Annotated in this window: 14 protein-coding genes and 1 tRNA gene; 6 read left to right on the top strand and 9 right to left on the bottom strand. The window is 58.6% G+C overall.

Going from position 1 to position 15,664, the window contains the following annotated elements; all coding sequences use genetic code 11:
- Positions 1 to 16: 16 nt before the first annotated feature.
- The 3 genes from ACN0WW_RS01740 to ACN0WW_RS01730 all read right to left on the bottom strand — a co-directional run bounded on the left by ACN0WW_RS01740 (position 17) and on the right by ACN0WW_RS01730 (position 6,702).
- On the bottom strand, positions 17 to 4,231 hold the full coding sequence (locus tag ACN0WW_RS01740) for a translocation/assembly module TamB domain-containing protein (RefSeq protein ID WP_417608746.1): 4,215 nt from the start codon (positions 4,229 to 4,231) through the stop codon (positions 17 to 19).
- Positions 4,231 to 6,432, bottom strand: a complete 2,202-nt coding sequence (locus tag ACN0WW_RS01735; protein WP_417608744.1) for an autotransporter assembly complex protein TamA — start codon at positions 6,430 to 6,432, stop codon at positions 4,231 to 4,233. Before ACN0WW_RS01735 ends, ACN0WW_RS01740 begins: the two co-directional genes overlap by 1 nt.
- Positions 6,433 to 6,616: 184 nt before the next feature.
- Positions 6,617 to 6,702: transfer RNA gene (locus ACN0WW_RS01730), tRNA-Tyr, on the bottom strand.
- Positions 6,703 to 6,837: 135 nt separating this feature from the next.
- On the opposite strand from ACN0WW_RS01730, the gene rlmB reads away from it, so the two are divergent.
- Both rlmB and ACN0WW_RS01720 read left to right on the top strand, forming a co-directional pair.
- Positions 6,838 to 7,584 (top strand): 23S rRNA (guanosine(2251)-2'-O)-methyltransferase RlmB, encoded by a 747-nt coding sequence (gene rlmB, locus ACN0WW_RS01725; RefSeq protein ID WP_417608742.1) that lies wholly within the window; start codon positions 6,838 to 6,840, stop codon positions 7,582 to 7,584.
- 2 nt (positions 7,585 to 7,586) lie between these two features.
- Complete coding sequence (locus tag ACN0WW_RS01720; RefSeq protein WP_417608740.1) at positions 7,587 to 8,330, top strand: hypothetical protein; 744 nt, start codon at positions 7,587 to 7,589, stop codon at positions 8,328 to 8,330.
- Positions 8,331 to 8,405: 75 nt separating this feature from the next.
- On the opposite strand, the gene ACN0WW_RS01715 is transcribed toward ACN0WW_RS01720, so the two are convergent.
- A complete protein-coding gene (locus ACN0WW_RS01715; RefSeq protein WP_417608738.1) occupies positions 8,406 to 8,723 on the bottom strand; it encodes a 2Fe-2S iron-sulfur cluster-binding protein in 318 nt (105 codons plus the stop codon).
- Between the two features lie 91 nt (positions 8,724 to 8,814).
- Here ACN0WW_RS01715 and ACN0WW_RS01710 point away from each other — a divergent pair, with 91 nt between their 5' ends.
- Positions 8,815 to 9,435 carry a DNA-3-methyladenine glycosylase family protein gene (locus tag ACN0WW_RS01710; protein ID WP_417608736.1) on the top strand — a complete coding sequence of 207 codons (621 nt, stop codon included), beginning with the start codon at positions 8,815 to 8,817 and terminating at the stop codon, positions 9,433 to 9,435.
- A 3-nt stretch (positions 9,436 to 9,438) separates the two neighbouring features.
- Here the strand turns inward: ACN0WW_RS01710 and ACN0WW_RS01705 are convergent, their stop codons facing one another.
- Genes ACN0WW_RS01705 through ACN0WW_RS01690 form a run of 4 tightly spaced genes read right to left on the bottom strand, consistent with a single transcriptional unit; the run spans position 9,439 to position 13,067 of the window.
- Positions 9,439 to 10,215 carry an SDR family NAD(P)-dependent oxidoreductase gene (locus ACN0WW_RS01705; protein ID WP_417608734.1) on the bottom strand — a complete coding sequence of 259 codons (777 nt, stop codon included), beginning with the start codon at positions 10,213 to 10,215 and terminating at the stop codon, positions 9,439 to 9,441.
- A gap of 19 nt (positions 10,216 to 10,234) precedes the next feature.
- Complete coding sequence (locus ACN0WW_RS01700) at positions 10,235 to 10,759, bottom strand: hypothetical protein (protein WP_417608732.1); 525 nt, start codon at positions 10,757 to 10,759, stop codon at positions 10,235 to 10,237.
- A 2-nt stretch (positions 10,760 to 10,761) separates the two neighbouring features.
- Entirely contained in the window at positions 10,762 to 12,297 is a 1,536-nt protein-coding gene (locus ACN0WW_RS01695; protein WP_417608730.1) for an ABC transporter permease/substrate-binding protein, read from the bottom strand.
- Positions 12,294 to 13,067: an ATP-binding cassette domain-containing protein gene (locus tag ACN0WW_RS01690; RefSeq protein WP_417608728.1), complete on the bottom strand. Its 774-nt coding sequence runs from the start codon at positions 13,065 to 13,067 to the stop codon at positions 12,294 to 12,296. Before ACN0WW_RS01690 ends, ACN0WW_RS01695 begins: the two co-directional genes overlap by 4 nt.
- 106 nt (positions 13,068 to 13,173) lie before the next feature.
- On the opposite strand from ACN0WW_RS01690, the gene ACN0WW_RS01685 reads away from it, so the two are divergent.
- Positions 13,174 to 14,010: an SDR family oxidoreductase gene (locus tag ACN0WW_RS01685; protein ID WP_417608726.1), complete on the top strand. Its 837-nt coding sequence runs from the start codon at positions 13,174 to 13,176 to the stop codon at positions 14,008 to 14,010.
- Between the two features lie 3 nt (positions 14,011 to 14,013).
- Here the strand turns inward: ACN0WW_RS01685 and ACN0WW_RS01680 are convergent, their stop codons facing one another.
- Positions 14,014 to 14,460, bottom strand: a complete 447-nt coding sequence (locus tag ACN0WW_RS01680) for a 4a-hydroxytetrahydrobiopterin dehydratase (protein WP_417608724.1) — start codon at positions 14,458 to 14,460, stop codon at positions 14,014 to 14,016.
- Here ACN0WW_RS01680 and ccmA point away from each other — a divergent pair.
- Positions 14,364 to 14,990, top strand: a complete 627-nt coding sequence (gene ccmA / locus ACN0WW_RS01675; protein ID WP_417608722.1) for a heme ABC exporter ATP-binding protein CcmA — start codon at positions 14,364 to 14,366, stop codon at positions 14,988 to 14,990. The two genes, ACN0WW_RS01680 and ccmA, sit on opposite strands and share 97 nt — an antisense overlap.
- Positions 14,990 to 15,637, top strand: coding sequence for a heme exporter protein CcmB (locus tag ACN0WW_RS01670; protein ID WP_417608973.1), 648 nt, complete (start codon positions 14,990 to 14,992; stop codon positions 15,635 to 15,637). The genes ccmA and ACN0WW_RS01670 overlap by 1 nt, the downstream gene beginning before the upstream one ends.
- Positions 15,638 to 15,664 lie beyond the last annotated feature (27 nt).

The following is a 15,664-nucleotide window of genomic DNA, read 5'->3' as shown; positions in this document are numbered from 1 at the left end:
AATGCCCTCAGGCGCATCAATAATCTTTCCGGTAGCGCACATTCACGTTCGAACCACCAAAGCTACCGACCGAACTGAGCACAGACAAGGCCGGTGTCAGACTGATTTCCAGCTGGGTCGCTGTATATCCCCGGGCATCGGTCACAATTTCCACGTAGACATCATTGGAAATATATTGTCCGGCGGCGATCGATGTGCCGCGACCCGTATCTTTATCCGCACCCAATATCCGCAAGCGGTCGATGCCGACCGACGACTGCAACACGCCAAGCGGATTGAGCCCTCCACCGCCGCCACGCAGCCCGTTCAGCGATGATGCCAGCTGTACCGCCTGGATCGGGGTCAGTTCGCCGATCGAATTGCCGAACAGGATCCGCGCCATAATCTCGTCCTGAGGCAGGCCTGGGGTGGAGCTGAACGCTATTTCGGGATCCTCCGCACTGCCGGTGATATTGACATTGATGTTCACGTCATCCACTTCGCCGCTGGCCACGAGCCGCAACGTCGGGTTCGTCATGGCGCTGCCGTTGAAGCGCAAGCGACCGGTTTCCAGATCGAAGGAACGACCCGCGAAGCCGAGCGTTCCACGGATCAGATCAATACCGCCCGTCAAAATGGGCGCGCCCGTGGTTCCGCGTATCTTGATATTGGCAGACCATTCGGAATCGAGCCCCATCCCGCTGACATAGATTTGATTGTCGGCAATCAGATCAATATCCAGCTTCCAGTTGCTTGGCACGCCGCTGACCGGATCCGCTTCACCGGTTATTTTCTTGCGGCCCAGGGCGGGTTTGCGCCGGACGCCGGTCAATGTCGCAACTTTTGTCGAGCCTTCATAGACTATTTTATAGCGCGTTTCCGGCAGGCTAATCCGACCGCGAATGGTCGCCGGCGTTGTTGCGCTGTTGACGACCTCGATATCGCCCGTCGCCGCCGCAGAGAGGTCGTTCCCCTTCGCCAGAGTCGCGTTGTCCAGATTGAGGGCCAGTTGCAACGGGTAGCCCTTGTCGGAACTGAGCGAGATGAAACCGTCACCACGGATCGTTCCGTTTCCGGCGTTTGCCGTCAATTCCGTCACTTCCAGCCGATCATTGGTAAAGTCACCGCGGATCTTCATATTCGTCAGGCGCGTGCCATAGGTATTATTTTCATAGATCAGATTGTTTGCCCGCACGACACCGGTCAGCACCGGCTTCTGGACCCGGCCCGAGAAATCCGCAGCGACGCCGATCGCGCCCTGCAAATCCTGATCCGGCAAAGCAGCAAGCGAAAATAAGGTCCCCGCAGGGCCATTGTAACGGATCCCACCCGACAAAGGCGCAGCGAACAGTCTTGTCGTCCAGGAGCCAGCACCGGGCGGCAGCGGCGTCAAATTGATCTGCATCCGGCCGATAGCCGCGCCTCTGCGCCGAACAATGGCGCGGGCATTACCCCCGTCAGGCAGCAATCGTCCGACAAAGTGGAGATCGACCGGCTGGGAGACCGATGCCAGGCTGGTGCGGGTAAAATTGTCGACCCGCAAGCGTGCGTCCGCTTCGGGGAAAGCATTGGGCGAACTTTGGGCAAAATCGAGACTGCCGGTCGCGGTTCCGCCCAGACCGAGCCCTGGCACCATCGGATTGAAAATTGCCAGATTCACATCCTTCAATCGGCTTTGGATATTGAGTCCGCGACCGTAATCTCCGGCCAGCTGCACGCTGCCTTTGGACAGATCAATCGTCGTCGGAAGCAATGTATATTTGTTACGATCGGGTATGATCCGGGCGGCTTTACGGGTTTTGAATTCGACACCATTGGCGCGGCCGTCAAGCGCGACACGCCACAACTTCGGGTCCAATATGGCATTGGCGGCAAACCGGAACGGCACCTGGTTGCGGCCCTCTGCCATCACTTTGGCATTGCCCTGACCACCGCGATAATCGATCTTCGCCCGCGCGGCTGCGATCTGCAGCTCCTGCATTTGAAGACCCTGTATCTGGACGTCCGCAACGACCTGCGGCCGATCATAGAGAATGATATCGGCATCGATGATCGCGCGCTGGATCGCCAGACTAGCAGGGCCCGGCAGCACCGTATCAACCGCCGTTGCATCAATCACGGCGCGCTGCTTGCCCTCGAAGGCACTGAGCATGACGTCGCCGTTCACTCCGGACCCATTTGCGGTCAGCTGCCCCGCAAAGGGCCCTGCTCCGGTCTGCCGGATGCGGCCGGTCAGTCCGACGCCAGCAAACTGGGTTCCGGATTTGAGATCGACGGTTATCGGTCCGCTGCCAGCCAGAATATCGACATTGGCATCGAAGGGACCGTAATCGCTATCGCCATCGGCAACCATTGCATAGCCTTTTGCATTGCCCCTGATCGTGGCAACGACATTGGTCATGCCAACACCCAATCCGGGACGGGCTGCCGCGACTCTTGCAACCGGGCGCGCCACTGTACCGCTGACCTTGACGCCGAGCGGCCCATATTGGTCGGACATGCCCTTGGCCGTAAAATTGATGCTGCCCGATGGTGTATAGCGGCCGCTACCCTGGGTAAGCCGGAAGGACGGCGCGGCTACATTAAGGCTCTTGATCCGCCCGACGCCGTCGCTGCCGTACGATATGTCGGCGACGATCAGACTATTGCCGCCCAGAAATTCACGCGCGCCATCGTTGAAAATCTGGCTGGAGCGCGCGCGGATCGTCCCGGTCAGCGCGAACGCGCCGTTGCTGCCCGACACCAGATCGATATTGCTGTCGACATTGAAGATACCGACGCTTTCCACCCGATAGCCGTTGATCCGGCCATTAAATCCGCCGGTGTAGGTGCCCTCATTCAGATCAGCGACCACCACGGCGGTCGCGTCAATCCGGTCGGATCTGATCTTGAGATTATCGGAGAGCAACCGGCCATTGGCGAAGGCGAAATCACCGCCGAGCCGGACGTTGCGCAATAAGGCGCCAACTCCTTCATTGAGGCCAGCGATACGCTGCGCCCGGGCCTGCAGCGGGATCCGCCATTGCTCTTCGTCCATTGTCGCGCTGCCACTCGCCCGCAGACCGATGACCGTGGTTTCGTCAAAGCCAATGCGCGCGGCATTCAGAGCATATTCTATCGTCGGTGAGGCAAAATCGCCGTTCAGAACCACATTGGCGGCGATGCCGGCACCACTGAGATTCGTGGCTATCATGGACGGCTTGAGCACACGGAAATCCACTTTGAGGTCGCGCATGCGGTTATTGGCGAGATCGACAAAACCATCGGTCGCCAATACAAAATTGTCGCTTCCGATTTCGCCGCTGATGTCAAATGTGCGCTTCTTGCCAGCCGCAGTGAAGTCGATATTCGTGACTGGTTCCAGCATGTTGCGGGCGGGTCCGGAGACAAGCAGGCCCGGCCGTGCATCGCCGCGTATCTTGAAGGTGCCGTCGCGCGCCATGATGGCCACATCGGACAGCATATCCTGGCCGCTTTTCCCGGTGAGCGCCCCGTCCCATTTGGTCCAGTCCCCCTTGCCATTGAGAGAAAGGCTGACTGGCTGTTCGGTACCGGTCAGTCCAGCAACAAGGCCATTCGCCGGAGCGTCCAGATCAAGCGCGATATCGAGCGCATTCTGTTCCGGCACAGCGTTAAGCCTGAAGGCAAATTTGTCGCCGCCCGCGACCCCCGGCGCGACCAGCGCCCGAATTTTGCCATTCGCCTTGGCACGCGCGTCGGCGATATTGACATCCGCCATAACGCTGACCAGATGCCGTTCACCGGTTACCGCCTTGGCAATGTCGAGCTCGCCAATTTCCAGTTTGCCCACATCGATATCGAGATCTGGCAGCAACGGCCCTTCGGAAGTCGTTTCCAGAAGTTCGGGCAAGCGCAACAGCTTCGCCTTCGGCACGATCAGCGAACGGATATCAACATGACTGCCGATAAAGGCAAACGGCCGCCAGTCCATCTCCACCGTCTGCGCCGTCGCGAAAACGCCTTTCGGATCGCGAATCTTCAGATCGACAATTTCCATCTGGCCGTAGATTGAGCCCTCGATGCTGCCGACTTCGAACTGCATGCCATTTTCAAGCGAAAAGGCTTCGATCTGCTTCTCGACAAAACGGTGCCCACTGCTGCTGTCCAGCCAGAGATAGACAGCGGTCCCGGCAACCAGCAGGAACGCGATGAACGCCCCCAGTCCGATAACAAATTTATTTTCCCAGAAACTCTGGGTGGTGGATTCGGGCATGGTTTCGGATTCCGTCATCAGAAAGCCTGACCGATCGAGATATAGATCGATACCCGCGATTCCCCGGGCTGGCGGTTGATGGGCGTCGCCACATCAAGCCGAAGCGGGCCAAAATTGGTGTAGAAGCGACCGCCGATGCCGACGCCATAGCGCAAATTGTCAAAGCCCGGTGTCGAGCTGGTATAAACCTGACCGACATCGACAAAGCCAACCACGCCATAATCGCCGAAGCGATAGCGGACTTCGGCCGCTGCCTCGACCAGACTGCGACCGCCGATCGGCCGATCATCGGGGTCTTTCGGGCCAAGCTCCTGATAGCCAAAGCCGCGCACCGATCCGCCGCCACCGGCATAATAGCGCCGCGAAGGCGCAATCAGTTCCCGTTTCGCACCGACGATGGAACCGACCCGCGCCCGTCCAGCGAGGACGATACCGTCATCGACCTGAAAATAGGCCGTCCCTTCGATCAAACCACGCCCATAAATTTGCTGGCCACTCCCCAGCGACGCTTCCGGAGACAGCTTGGCGGACAAACGAAACCCTTCGGTTGGATTGAGCAGACTGTCGGAGGTGTCGAAAGTTACTTGTCCGGGCAGCGCCGCGACATAATAGGTACGCCGATCCCGCATTCCCGTGGCGAAATTGAAATCCTGCTCATTGGTTCCGAGAATTTCGAAACCATAGCTGTAGGTCAGCCGCTTTTGCCAGATCGGCGTGCTGTCATAGGAAATCCGTCCCGACAGCCTTCCGGTAAAGGCTTCATAGGCTTCGAAATCGCTGTGCAGCGCGGATATTCCTAACTCAACCGTCCGATCGCGCCGACCGGCATTGCTGCGGCGAAAAGTCAGCCCCGCGCCCTGCTCTTGAGTGCCGGCGACGGCACTGCCGATCAGCGCGCCCTCCGGCGGGAACAGATTGCGGTGCGTCCAGCTGCCTTCCACGCGAAAACCCTGTCCGGTACCATAACCCGCGCTGCCTGCCAGAGTGCGCGGCGGACCAGCCTCCTGATCGACGTTGATCGTCGCATATTCGGTGCCATCGGGCGCCTGTTCACCGCTCGGCGACGGTTTGACCGAGACAATCGAGAACAGGCCGGTTGCGACCAGCGCCTTGCGCAGATCGTCGACCATGCGGCTGTCATATAGCTCGCCTTTTTCAAAGCGGGTCAGCACTTTGATATGATCGGCATCAAAAGCGGTCGTGCCCGTGGTTACGACATCGCCATAGCTGCTGCGCGGCCCGGTATCGACCGGCAAGGTATAATCGCCGGTGCCAGTTTCCGGATCGAGCAGAATATCGCGCTGTCCGGTTTTGGCGAAGGGATAGCCCTCCTGTGGCAGAACGACCGCAATATTTGCCTCGGCTGCAAGCACTCTCTCCGCGACGATTGGCTCACCGATTGCCGGAACGAAGTTCTTTTCGATCAAATCGTCCGGCACCACCGGCCCGGCATCGAACATGATCGTGGCAAAATCGTACCGCGTGCCAGGTGTAACCTGTAGCACGACGACCAGCTTTTCGCCTTCCGTGTCGGGGAGTTCGACCGTACCATTGACGGTCGCATCAAAAAATCCCTGACCGGACATGATATCCAACAGCAATTGCTGGTCTTCGGTCATCCGCGCAGAGACCATCGCTCCATTGGCGGCCTTGCCATCGCCATCTTCCAGTGCCGAGAGGTCGGAAAATCGCGAACGAATGTCGTCCGCGCTGACCGGTCGGACCTGGGTCTTGCCGCTCTCATCCAAAGCTTCGAGGCCATCGATCCGATAGTCATAGCGCAACGACGCCGCCTGGTCGCTGTCATCGGCTTCGGTATATTGGCTTTCGTCAAATGGCTCGACATCGAAACTGCCAAGAGGCGTCAATGGGTCATCGATTTCGGGGTCGTTGACCGGCGGATCTGCAATCAACTCGTCCGGGTCGCCATCCTGCAAGGCTGGCAATGGGGCGACGCCATCTTCGGCATCTTCCTGCCGCGCTTCTTGCTCAAGCTTTTCCTGCTCGGCTTCCCAATCGGCAACGCTGCCCATTGCTGCATCGGGACTGTCGTCAATCGCCGGAATGGTCGCATCAAATTCCGAATCGTCGATAATGGGTTCGCGCGGATCCTGAACAGCCTGTGCGGCATCCGTATCTTGTGCAAGTGCAGGCGTCAGGCCGATGCTGCCCAGCGAAAAAACTGCCGCGACAGTTCGAAAAATTGGTGTGTTACTCATTCTGGTACAGGATCTACTCGCATGCATTCAGTGGTGATGTACTTTGTATGTGCATTCGACCAGCCCTCAGCGCAGATGTTCAAAAGCCTCAGCTTCGCTAGCTATACCCCCACACGGGTATTTGGTTCCCTTAACGGTAGCAAGCGATGAAATATGCCGAAGGACTAATGCTTTAGCGAGGGGGTGGTGGACAGGATAGGATTCGAACCTATGTACGCTTACACGGGCAGATTTACAGTCTGCTGCCTTTAACCACTCGGCCACCTGTCCATTTGGTACCCAAGGCCGCCATCGGCGACAAGAGCGGCTCAATGACGAAGCGATGGCAAACTGTCAATGCCTGCCCTTGCAAATTTGCAGAAAAAAAGGGCTGTCCGCAGGCTGCTTAGCGTCTAGAGGGTAAAAATGGCACGCAAGAACAGATCTATCAAAAAAACCGGCGGTGGTCTCAAATTCTGGGGACGCCATGCGGTTGAGGCCGCGCTGGCCAATCCTAACCGCGTGATCAAGAAAATCTCGATCACGCGCGAAGCGCTGGCGACGATCGAAATTCCTTCGGATATCGCCGTCGTAATCTGCGACGTCGCCGATCTCGGCCGGGTCATTCCGCGCGACGCCCCGCATCAGGGGATGGTCGCCGATGTCGACCCCCTGCCCGATATCTGGCTCGGCGAAGTGCTGGACAAACAAAGCGATCGACCGCTGCTGCTGCTCGATCAGGTCACTGACCCTCACAATGTCGGTGCAATCTTGCGGTCTGCCGCTGCCTTTGATGCTGCCGCGATCATCACCCAGGACCGGCATGCGCCGCCCGAATCGGGCGTTGTGGCGAAATCGGCGTCGGGAGCGCTGGAAATCGTGCCCTGGATCCGGGTCGTTAACCTGTCGCGTGCGCTCGACGAAATAGCCGAGGCGGGCTATTGGCGGATCGGGCTCGATGGCGATAACGGTGATGAACTGGAAAGCGCGATGGGCACCGGCAAGCTGGCGCTGGTCATGGGGGCGGAAGGCGAAGGCCTGCGACATAATGTCGCGGCTCATTGCGATGCCCTGGCGCGGTTGCCGATGAGTCCGCGGATGGAAAGCCTGAACGTTTCCAATGCCGCTGCCATTGCCCTATATGCGGAGTATACCAGAAAACGGGGAGAATAGTCGTGGGGACATATTACAGGTGGGCGCTGGCCCTGATCGCGCCCTTGCTGCTGGCAGGCTGCCTGCTGATTCCGGGAAAATTCGAATCGCAGTTGCGACTGATGAACGACGGAACCTACAGCTTTACCTATAATGGCGAGATGCAAATGCCCGAAGACGATGACCAGTCGATGTTTTCGCAATCCGCCATGGCTGGAGACAAGCCCGACAGCGAGGATGCCGCCAACAAGGCACAGGCGAATAATCCCCTCAGTGCGATGTTCGGCCGAGCGGTGCCGGGCAATGATGAAAGCATGAAGGAATTCGCTGCCCAGCTCACCAAATATGACGGCTGGAACCGGGTAGAATATATGGGCGATAATGTGTTCGAGGTCGAATATGCCATCAGCGGCCGTTTCGACCAGATGTTCGCCTTTCCGACCGTTCCCGGCGCCACCATGCAATTTCCGTTCGTTCAGATCATCCGCCGCATCGGCGGTGAACTGGAAGTCCTGACTCCGGCAATGGCAGGACCGGGTGGTCTGGCTGGCGCGATGGGGTCGATGCCAATGGGCAGCGCGTCCAAGCAACCGAAAATGCAGCCGATCGATGGCACCTTCACCATTGTCACGGACGGGGAAGTGCTGGGCAACAATAGCGAGGACGGTCTTACCCTCGACGGATCGACCAAGACCGTGCGCTGGAAGGTTGATGGCATGAGCGGCCCGGACGGCAGCCCGCGCGCGATCATCAAATTGGACCGGTAGCGAAGACGTTCACGCGATTTGATCAGACAAAAAAAGGGAGCGTCCAAACAACGCTCCCTTTTTTGTTGAGAAGCTTCAGTCTTCTTCGGCGATCCGGACTTTCAGGCCGTCCAGTTCGTCGGAAACCTCGATCTGGCAGCTGAGCCGGGAAAATTCGTCGCGGTGATCGCTGCTTTCGAGCAGGTCATCTTCGTCTTCACTCATTTCCGGAAGTTTGCTCTTCCAGTCGGCGTCAACATGGACATGGCAAGTCGCGCAAGAGCAGCAACCACCACATAACGCCAGCAGTTCGTCAAAACCATTATCACGAATCGCCTCCATGACGCTGATTCCGCTATCGACGGAGACCGCTTTTTCTTCGCCATCGCGGCCGGTTACGTGAATCGTTGGCATAGCTACCCCTTAGTGGCTGTTTTTTAAAATCCTGCACGCTATGTCTGGACCGTCAAAAAGAATCAAGGGCCGAAACGGGAACGGTAATTCGATGGGCCTATCAAAAGAAATGATCAAAGCGGGGCTGGACCATGTCGGCGCCGTAGAGCCAAGGCTTGCCGCTGCGGTCGCCCAATCCGGCTATCCGGAGCCGCGCATTCGTCCAGAAGGCTATGAAACTTTGCTCCGCACCATTGTCGGGCAGCAGGTCAGCGTCGCTTCGGCAGCGGCGGTCTGGAACAAGCTGGAGGCCCGGCTGGGACAAGGTTGCCCGCCTGAACGCCTGATCGAGACCGAATTTGACGAATTGCGGACCTGCGGACTGTCGCGCCAGAAACAGGGCTATGCCAGAAGCCTGGCAGAGCTGATCCTGTCAGGCGGACTCGATCTGGCCAACCTGCCGGAGCAGGATGATGAAGAAGCAATCGCGCTGCTGACGACTATCAAGGGCATTGGCCGGTGGTCTGCGGAAATCTACCTGCTGTTTGCCGAGGGCCGCGCTGATATCTGGCCGGCGGGTGACCTGGCGATCCAGATTGGTGTTGGCAATTTTCTGGACCTTCCGGAGAGGCCTTCCGAAAAGGAATTGCGCGACATAGCGGAAGCCTGGTCGCCACATCGCGGCGCGGTCGCGATCTTCACCTGGCACCATTATCACGTGATGGTGATGTAATCGCTAGATATCCAGCGGGTGGTTCCACCAGGCTGTGTCGGTGAAGGCGCGCATATCCAGTTCGAACGTCCAGGCCGAGCGATGCTGATGGGCGATATGAAAATAGGTATCGGCGATCGCGGATGGCTCCATGATTTCGTCTTTCCCTTGCGCCTTGCTTTCCAGCAATTTTGCAAAACGCTCCGGTCCGAGCAGCTTGCCAAGCGTGTCCGGTGCGTTGACGGCACTGTCGATCAGGATATGGGCGACATGGATATTCTGGGGCGCGAACTCCGCGTTGAGGGTCTGGCACAGCATGCGCCGCCCGCCCATCGCAGCAGCGTGGCTGTGCTGACCGGCATTACCGCGCATGGCGGAGGTAGCGGAGGTCACGAGCAAAGTTCCACCGCCCCGTTCGACCATTTTCGGGAACAGCTTTTGCGCTACCCGGAATACGCCGAGATTGCCGATTCGCCAGCCGAGCTCAAAGGTCTTGAGCGAGGTATCGGCCAGCGCCCGGTTGCCGATTTGAGCGCCAAGATTATAGACGGCGACCTTGATCGGTCCGAATTCTGCTTCCAGTGTATCGATCAAGCTCTCGATCGCGCCATCCTCGACAGCATTCACAATATGCCCGGAGGCAGAGCCGCCTGCCGCTTCGATCTCGCCGACCATCCGGTCGAGGCCGTCCTGATCGCTGCGGCGACACAGGGCAACATGATATCCATCCTGCGCAAAGCGTTTGCCGACATGCCCACCGATACCGGCACCGGCGCCGATTATCATGCAAACTTCGGTCATATCAGATCCATCCTGTTGATTATTTGAGGGACGGATTGAGCCGCATCACTTCCTCCATGAAAGATCGCGGCTTCTTCCAGTTCGCGGTTTTCATATTGGTCTTGAGGTCCAGCGTCTTGATCGCATCATTGATGAAATGCACGCAATTGCGCTTGTTGAGGCTGTAGCTTTTCTGCGGAATATTCTGCCATTTTTGAACCACTGCCAGCAGCTCACGATATTTCTTGTCGTTGATCTTCATGGTGAAATGCGGGTTGCTGTTCGCAATATAGTCGGCTGAAGGTCCATGCACATGGCCTTTGACCGAACCGAACAATATACCCGGCGACACGTTGACGGCGGTAAAACCAAAGGCGCTATCAACCTTCTTGCCATCCGCCATTTCACCCTTGGCAACAAAGAAAGCATGCGGAAAATTCTTGCCGAAATCATGCGAATAGAATGTGACCGCCACTTCCGCCCGCGCGGCAACCGAGAAAGAGGCCATCAACAGCAACGCGACCAGACCGGCCATTCTCAAAAGATATGCAAAACCTGATTTCACGTTCATTCCCTTAATTTGTCGTTGAGCCAAAGTGCGGCTTCCCGCGGCGTTTTCTTTTCACCTTCGCGATCGACCGTATAATTGGCCTCGCGCATATTTTCCACTGTGATTGCACCGATCAGCGGTTTTAAGGCCGAAACAAACCGATCCTCATCGGCGCGTTTGGGAGAAAGCAGCAGGATCGCCTCATAGGATGGCACCGCTCCCTTGTTGTCCTCCAATATAACGAAATTATTTGCTGCGATCCGGCCGTCAGAGGAAAAGGCGGAAATCACATCCACTTCGCCACTGGCCAGCGCCGGATACATGAAGGTAGGACTGAACGACCGCGCGTCCTTGAAGCGAATCGGATAGGCATCCTGCACCATCCGCCACTCGGGCCGTTCGAGAAACTCGACATCGGTGCCGAAATTAAAGTCGCTCGACACCCGGGCCAGATCATCCAGCGTTTGCAGCGACTTTTGCCTGGCATCATCCGGTCGCACGGCAAAGGCATAGGTATTCTCAAAGCCCAGGGCACCGAGCATTTTCACGCCATCATTGGTCATGGTCCAGCGCCCGATCGCATCCAGCATTTCCGCTTTTGGCTGGCTGTCGGTGCGCTGCATCTGGTTGGTCCAGATCGTGCCGGAATAGTCGACATAGACGTCCACATCACCCTCGGCGAGCGCCTGATATACTACCGCAGAGCCAAGTCCGTCGCGATAACGCACCCGGTATCCGGCCTTCTCCAGCCGCAACCCGATCAGCCGGGCGAGAATGAACTGCTCGGAGAAACTCTTCGCCCCGATGACGACAATATTGTCCCTGGCGATCAGCAACGGCAGCGTGGCCACCAGCAGGCCTGCCGCAATGATTGCCACTCCTGCTCCCGCCAACAGCCGGCGGCGTTCGCGGATGCCGCGCTCGATCAATCCGAGCAGCAGATCGACCGATATCGCAAGCGCGGCAGAAAACAGGCAACCGGCCAGCACCAAGGTCCAGTTTTGCGTCTGCAAGCCAGCAAAAATCAGATCCCCCAGACTGGCTTGGCCTACTGTAGTCGAGAGCGTTGCCGCCCCGATCGTCCAGACCGCAGCGGTGCGGATTCCGGCCATGATCGTCGGCGCGGCCAGCGGCGCTTCGACCAGCCGCAATTTCTGCCTCGCCGTCATGCCGAGACCATCTGCGGCCTGTCGGACTGCAGGATCCACTCCGGTTAGACCTGTCACCGCATTGCGCAGGATCGGCAGCAGCGCATAGAGAGTCAGCGCGAGCAGCGCGGGCAGGAAGCCAAAGGCGGATATGCCGCCGCCAATCAGCGCCGATATGCCGAGCAATAATGGATAGAATAGTGCCAGCAGGGCCAGCCCTGGAATGGTCTGAATGAGGCTTGCGATGGTGAGAGCAATGCCGGCAACCTTGGGAGACCGCGCCGCCCAGATCGCGAGTGGCAGACAGATCAACATCGCCAGCAGCAGGGCCGAGAAACTGAGTTGCACATGTGCAGCCAACAGGTCCGGCACCCGGGCCAGCGCTTGTTGCCAAGCTTCGCTCATCTTTTCTCGCTCAGCGCAATCAGCTGCGCTGCCTGCGCGCGGGGAATTGCGACCAGCGCCTCCGCTTCGGCACCGACATTCCCGGACAGCAACTCTGCTGGTGTCGCATCCGCCTTGATCTGCCCCGCCTCCATCACCAGGATACGATCCGCAAGATAGAGGGCTTCCGCCATATCGTGGGTGACGATGATCGTGGTCAGGCCCAGTCGCTGATGCAGCGCCTTATACTGCTCGGTCAGATTGTCGCGGGTGACCGGATCAAGCGCGCCAAAAGGCTCGTCCATCAACATCAGGCCAGGCCGGGTCGCCAGCGCCCGTGCCACGCCGACGCGCTGCTGCTGACCGCCGCTCAGCTGGTCAGGCATCCGGGTCGCCATGTCCTGTGGCAATTCTACGAGATCGAGCAGTTCCGATACGCGCGCTTCACCTTCCGCCATATCTCCAGCCAGCTCGAGACCGATCGCAATATTGCGCCCCACCGTCATGTGCGGAAAAAGGCCGATATTCTGGAACACATAGCCGATCCGGCGGCGCAAAATGTGCGGATCCACTGAATCAACAGGCTCGCCGTCAATTTTCACGGTGCCGCTGGTTGGTTCGACGAGCCGGTTGATCATCTTGAGCAGCGTCGATTTTCCCGATCCCGACAGACCGACCAGAGCGACCAGGGCCCCGGCCGGGATTTCCAGAGAGACGGAGTCAACGGCCTGAACCGAACCGTAATGGCGGCTCAAATGCTGCAGACTGAGGGAAGGACCGGAAACAGGCATCGGATCATATATTGACGCGCTTTGCCGCCCATGTCCAACCCCACTTGACGCGAACTCGAAAAACGGCTCGAGTGAACATCAATGTTAATAACGAGACGGGAGCCGGATGATGGGCTATCAAAGCGGGCAGAAGACAATATTTATCACCGGCGGTGCGTCCGGTCTGGGCCGTGAGGTCGGCCGCTATTTCGCCGACAAGGGATGGTTTGTCGGCATTGCCGATATCAATGAAAAAGGCATGGCGGAAAGCGCGGCGCTGCTGCCCGATGGCCAGAGCTCGCTCCACCGGCTGGACGTAACCGATCGCGCGCAATGGAAACAGGCTGTTGCCGAATTTGGCGCGATCACAGGCAACCAGATGACGGTCCTGTTCAACAACGCCGGCATTGGTGAAGGCGGTCCGATTCAGGAAATGGAAGATGCAGCGATTGACCGGATGATCGCAATCAATCTGACCGGCGTGATAAGCGGCACCCGCGCCTGCTTCGAGATGCTCAGGAACACGCCGGACAGTTGCGTTCTCTATACTGCCTCGGCAGCGGGCATTTATGGAGTCGCCGACCTCAGCGTCTATAGCGCGACCAAATTCGCAGTGCGCGGCCTCGCCGAATCGCATGATATCGAGTTCCGCAAATATGGCATCAAGTCGCGCTCGCTGATGCCCGGGTTTATCGACACCAATATCATTTCCGAAGTCGTCGAAGGCACCAACCAGAGCGGCAAGGAGCGGCTGGAACAAGCCGGTGTCATGGTCAGCCCGGTTTCGATCATCGGGCCCGCAGCCTGGTCTGCGGTACACGGCGACAAGGTGCACACGCCGGTCAACAAGATGGCCAAGCAACTGGCCTTTGCCGCGCGCTGGCTACCCGGCCGCGTCCGCAAACAATCGGTCAGTCTCGCCGGCAATATGGGCGATGTGCTGGCCGGGTCTGACGACAAATAGCGCTTACAGGCAGCTTTCGATCACATTGGCAAGATCCACATCCCGCTGCGACAGGCCGCCATTTTCGCCAGCGTCATGGGTGGTGAGAGTGATATCGACCTTATTGTAGACATTGAACCATTCGGGATGATGGTCGGCCTTTTCGGCATGCAGTGCGACACGGGTCATAAAAGCAAAGGCTTCGGTAAAATCGTCAAATTTGAAGGAGCGGCTGATCGCGTCGCGCTCGTCATCATATTTCCAGTCAGAGAGCTTGCCGAGCGCTGCCTTGCGTTGGTCGTCGGTCAATTGCGCCACCATAATTATTGCTCCTTGCTTGGCTTTCGCTTCAATTCGTGCCTTAAGTCTGTGCGATGAACGAAGGACAGTCAACCGGAAGCAGCGATCGGCTCCTGACCGAAGGATTATGCTGCGTACGCGGCGAGCGGATATTGTTTCGCGGCCTGACATTCGCGCTGGAGCCCGGACAGGCAGCCCTGCTCACCGGGCCCAATGGGGTCGGCAAATCCAGTCTGCAGCGACTGCTGGCCGGCCTGCTCCAGCCGACCGCAGGATCAGTCCAGGTGCCGGACACTGTCGCGCTGTGCGATGATCGCCTGGCGCTGGACGAACATCTTCCGTTCGAACAGGCGCTGCGCTTTTGGGCAAGGCTTGACGGCAAAGAGAGCGCGGATGTGACGAGCGCCATGACGCGAGCAGAAATGGCGCATCTCGCCGAAGTTCCGGTGCGCTATTTTTCGACCGGCCAGAGACAAAGAGCGCGGCTGGCGCGAACCTATCTGACCGGTGCCAAATTATGGCTGCTCGACGAGCCGGCCAACGGCCTCGATACCGGTTCTGTCGCTCAGCTCGGTGCCGTGCTGCAAAGTCACCTCGATGGCGGCGGCATCATCCTTGCGGCCAGCCATATCCCCTTGCCAGTCAGTTTCGATGTCCATCTGCAGCTCCAGCCGCTGGAAGAATTGGGAGCCTATTCGTGATGAAGGCCATTGCCACCATTATCTGGCGCGATGTGCGGCAAAGCTACGCCAGTGGCGGAACCTGGCTGCCGGTGATCTTCTATCTGTCCGCAGCGACGCTATTCCCCTTCGCTGTCGGACCAGACCGCGAGCTGCTGCTCAGGACCGGCGGCGGCATCTTGTGGATCGCGGCGCTGCTGGCGACCCTGCTGCCTCTCGATCGCCTGATTCAACCCGATTTGGAAAATGGTGTATATGACCAGCTGATTGTGCGCGGCTTTTCCGATGAAATGATAGCGGCCGCGCGGCTTGTTTCGCATTGGCTGGCGTTCGGCCCGCCGCTGCTGTTCGCCGCTTTTCTGGCCAGTGGGCTGATGGGACTGGAAGGCCCGCCGCTTGGCACCCTGCTCGCCAGTCTGGCCATCGCAACCCCTGCCCTGGCCGGTCTGGCGGTGATGATTGCGGCCCTGACCGCTGGCCTCAAAGGCGCAGGCGCGCTTGGCGGATTGCTGCTGGTTCCGCTGGCCATCCCGCTGCTGATTTTCGGTGCGGGCAGCTTGTCGGCACCGGGCAGCGGCGCCTTGCTGTTTCTCGCAGCGATTTCACTGCTGCTGGTCGCGATCACGCCCTTTGCCGCAGGCGCGGCGTTGAGCGCGGTTCGGGAATAGACCAGCCAGACGAAAGCTTGCCGCCAA

The sequence above is a fragment of the Parasphingorhabdus sp. genome (genome assembly GCF_048269865.1).
Classification (GTDB): domain Bacteria; phylum Pseudomonadota; class Alphaproteobacteria; order Sphingomonadales; family Sphingomonadaceae; genus Parasphingorhabdus.
Note: the sequence above shows the minus strand (reverse complement) of the source record. Positions and strands in the feature narration are given on the sequence as shown.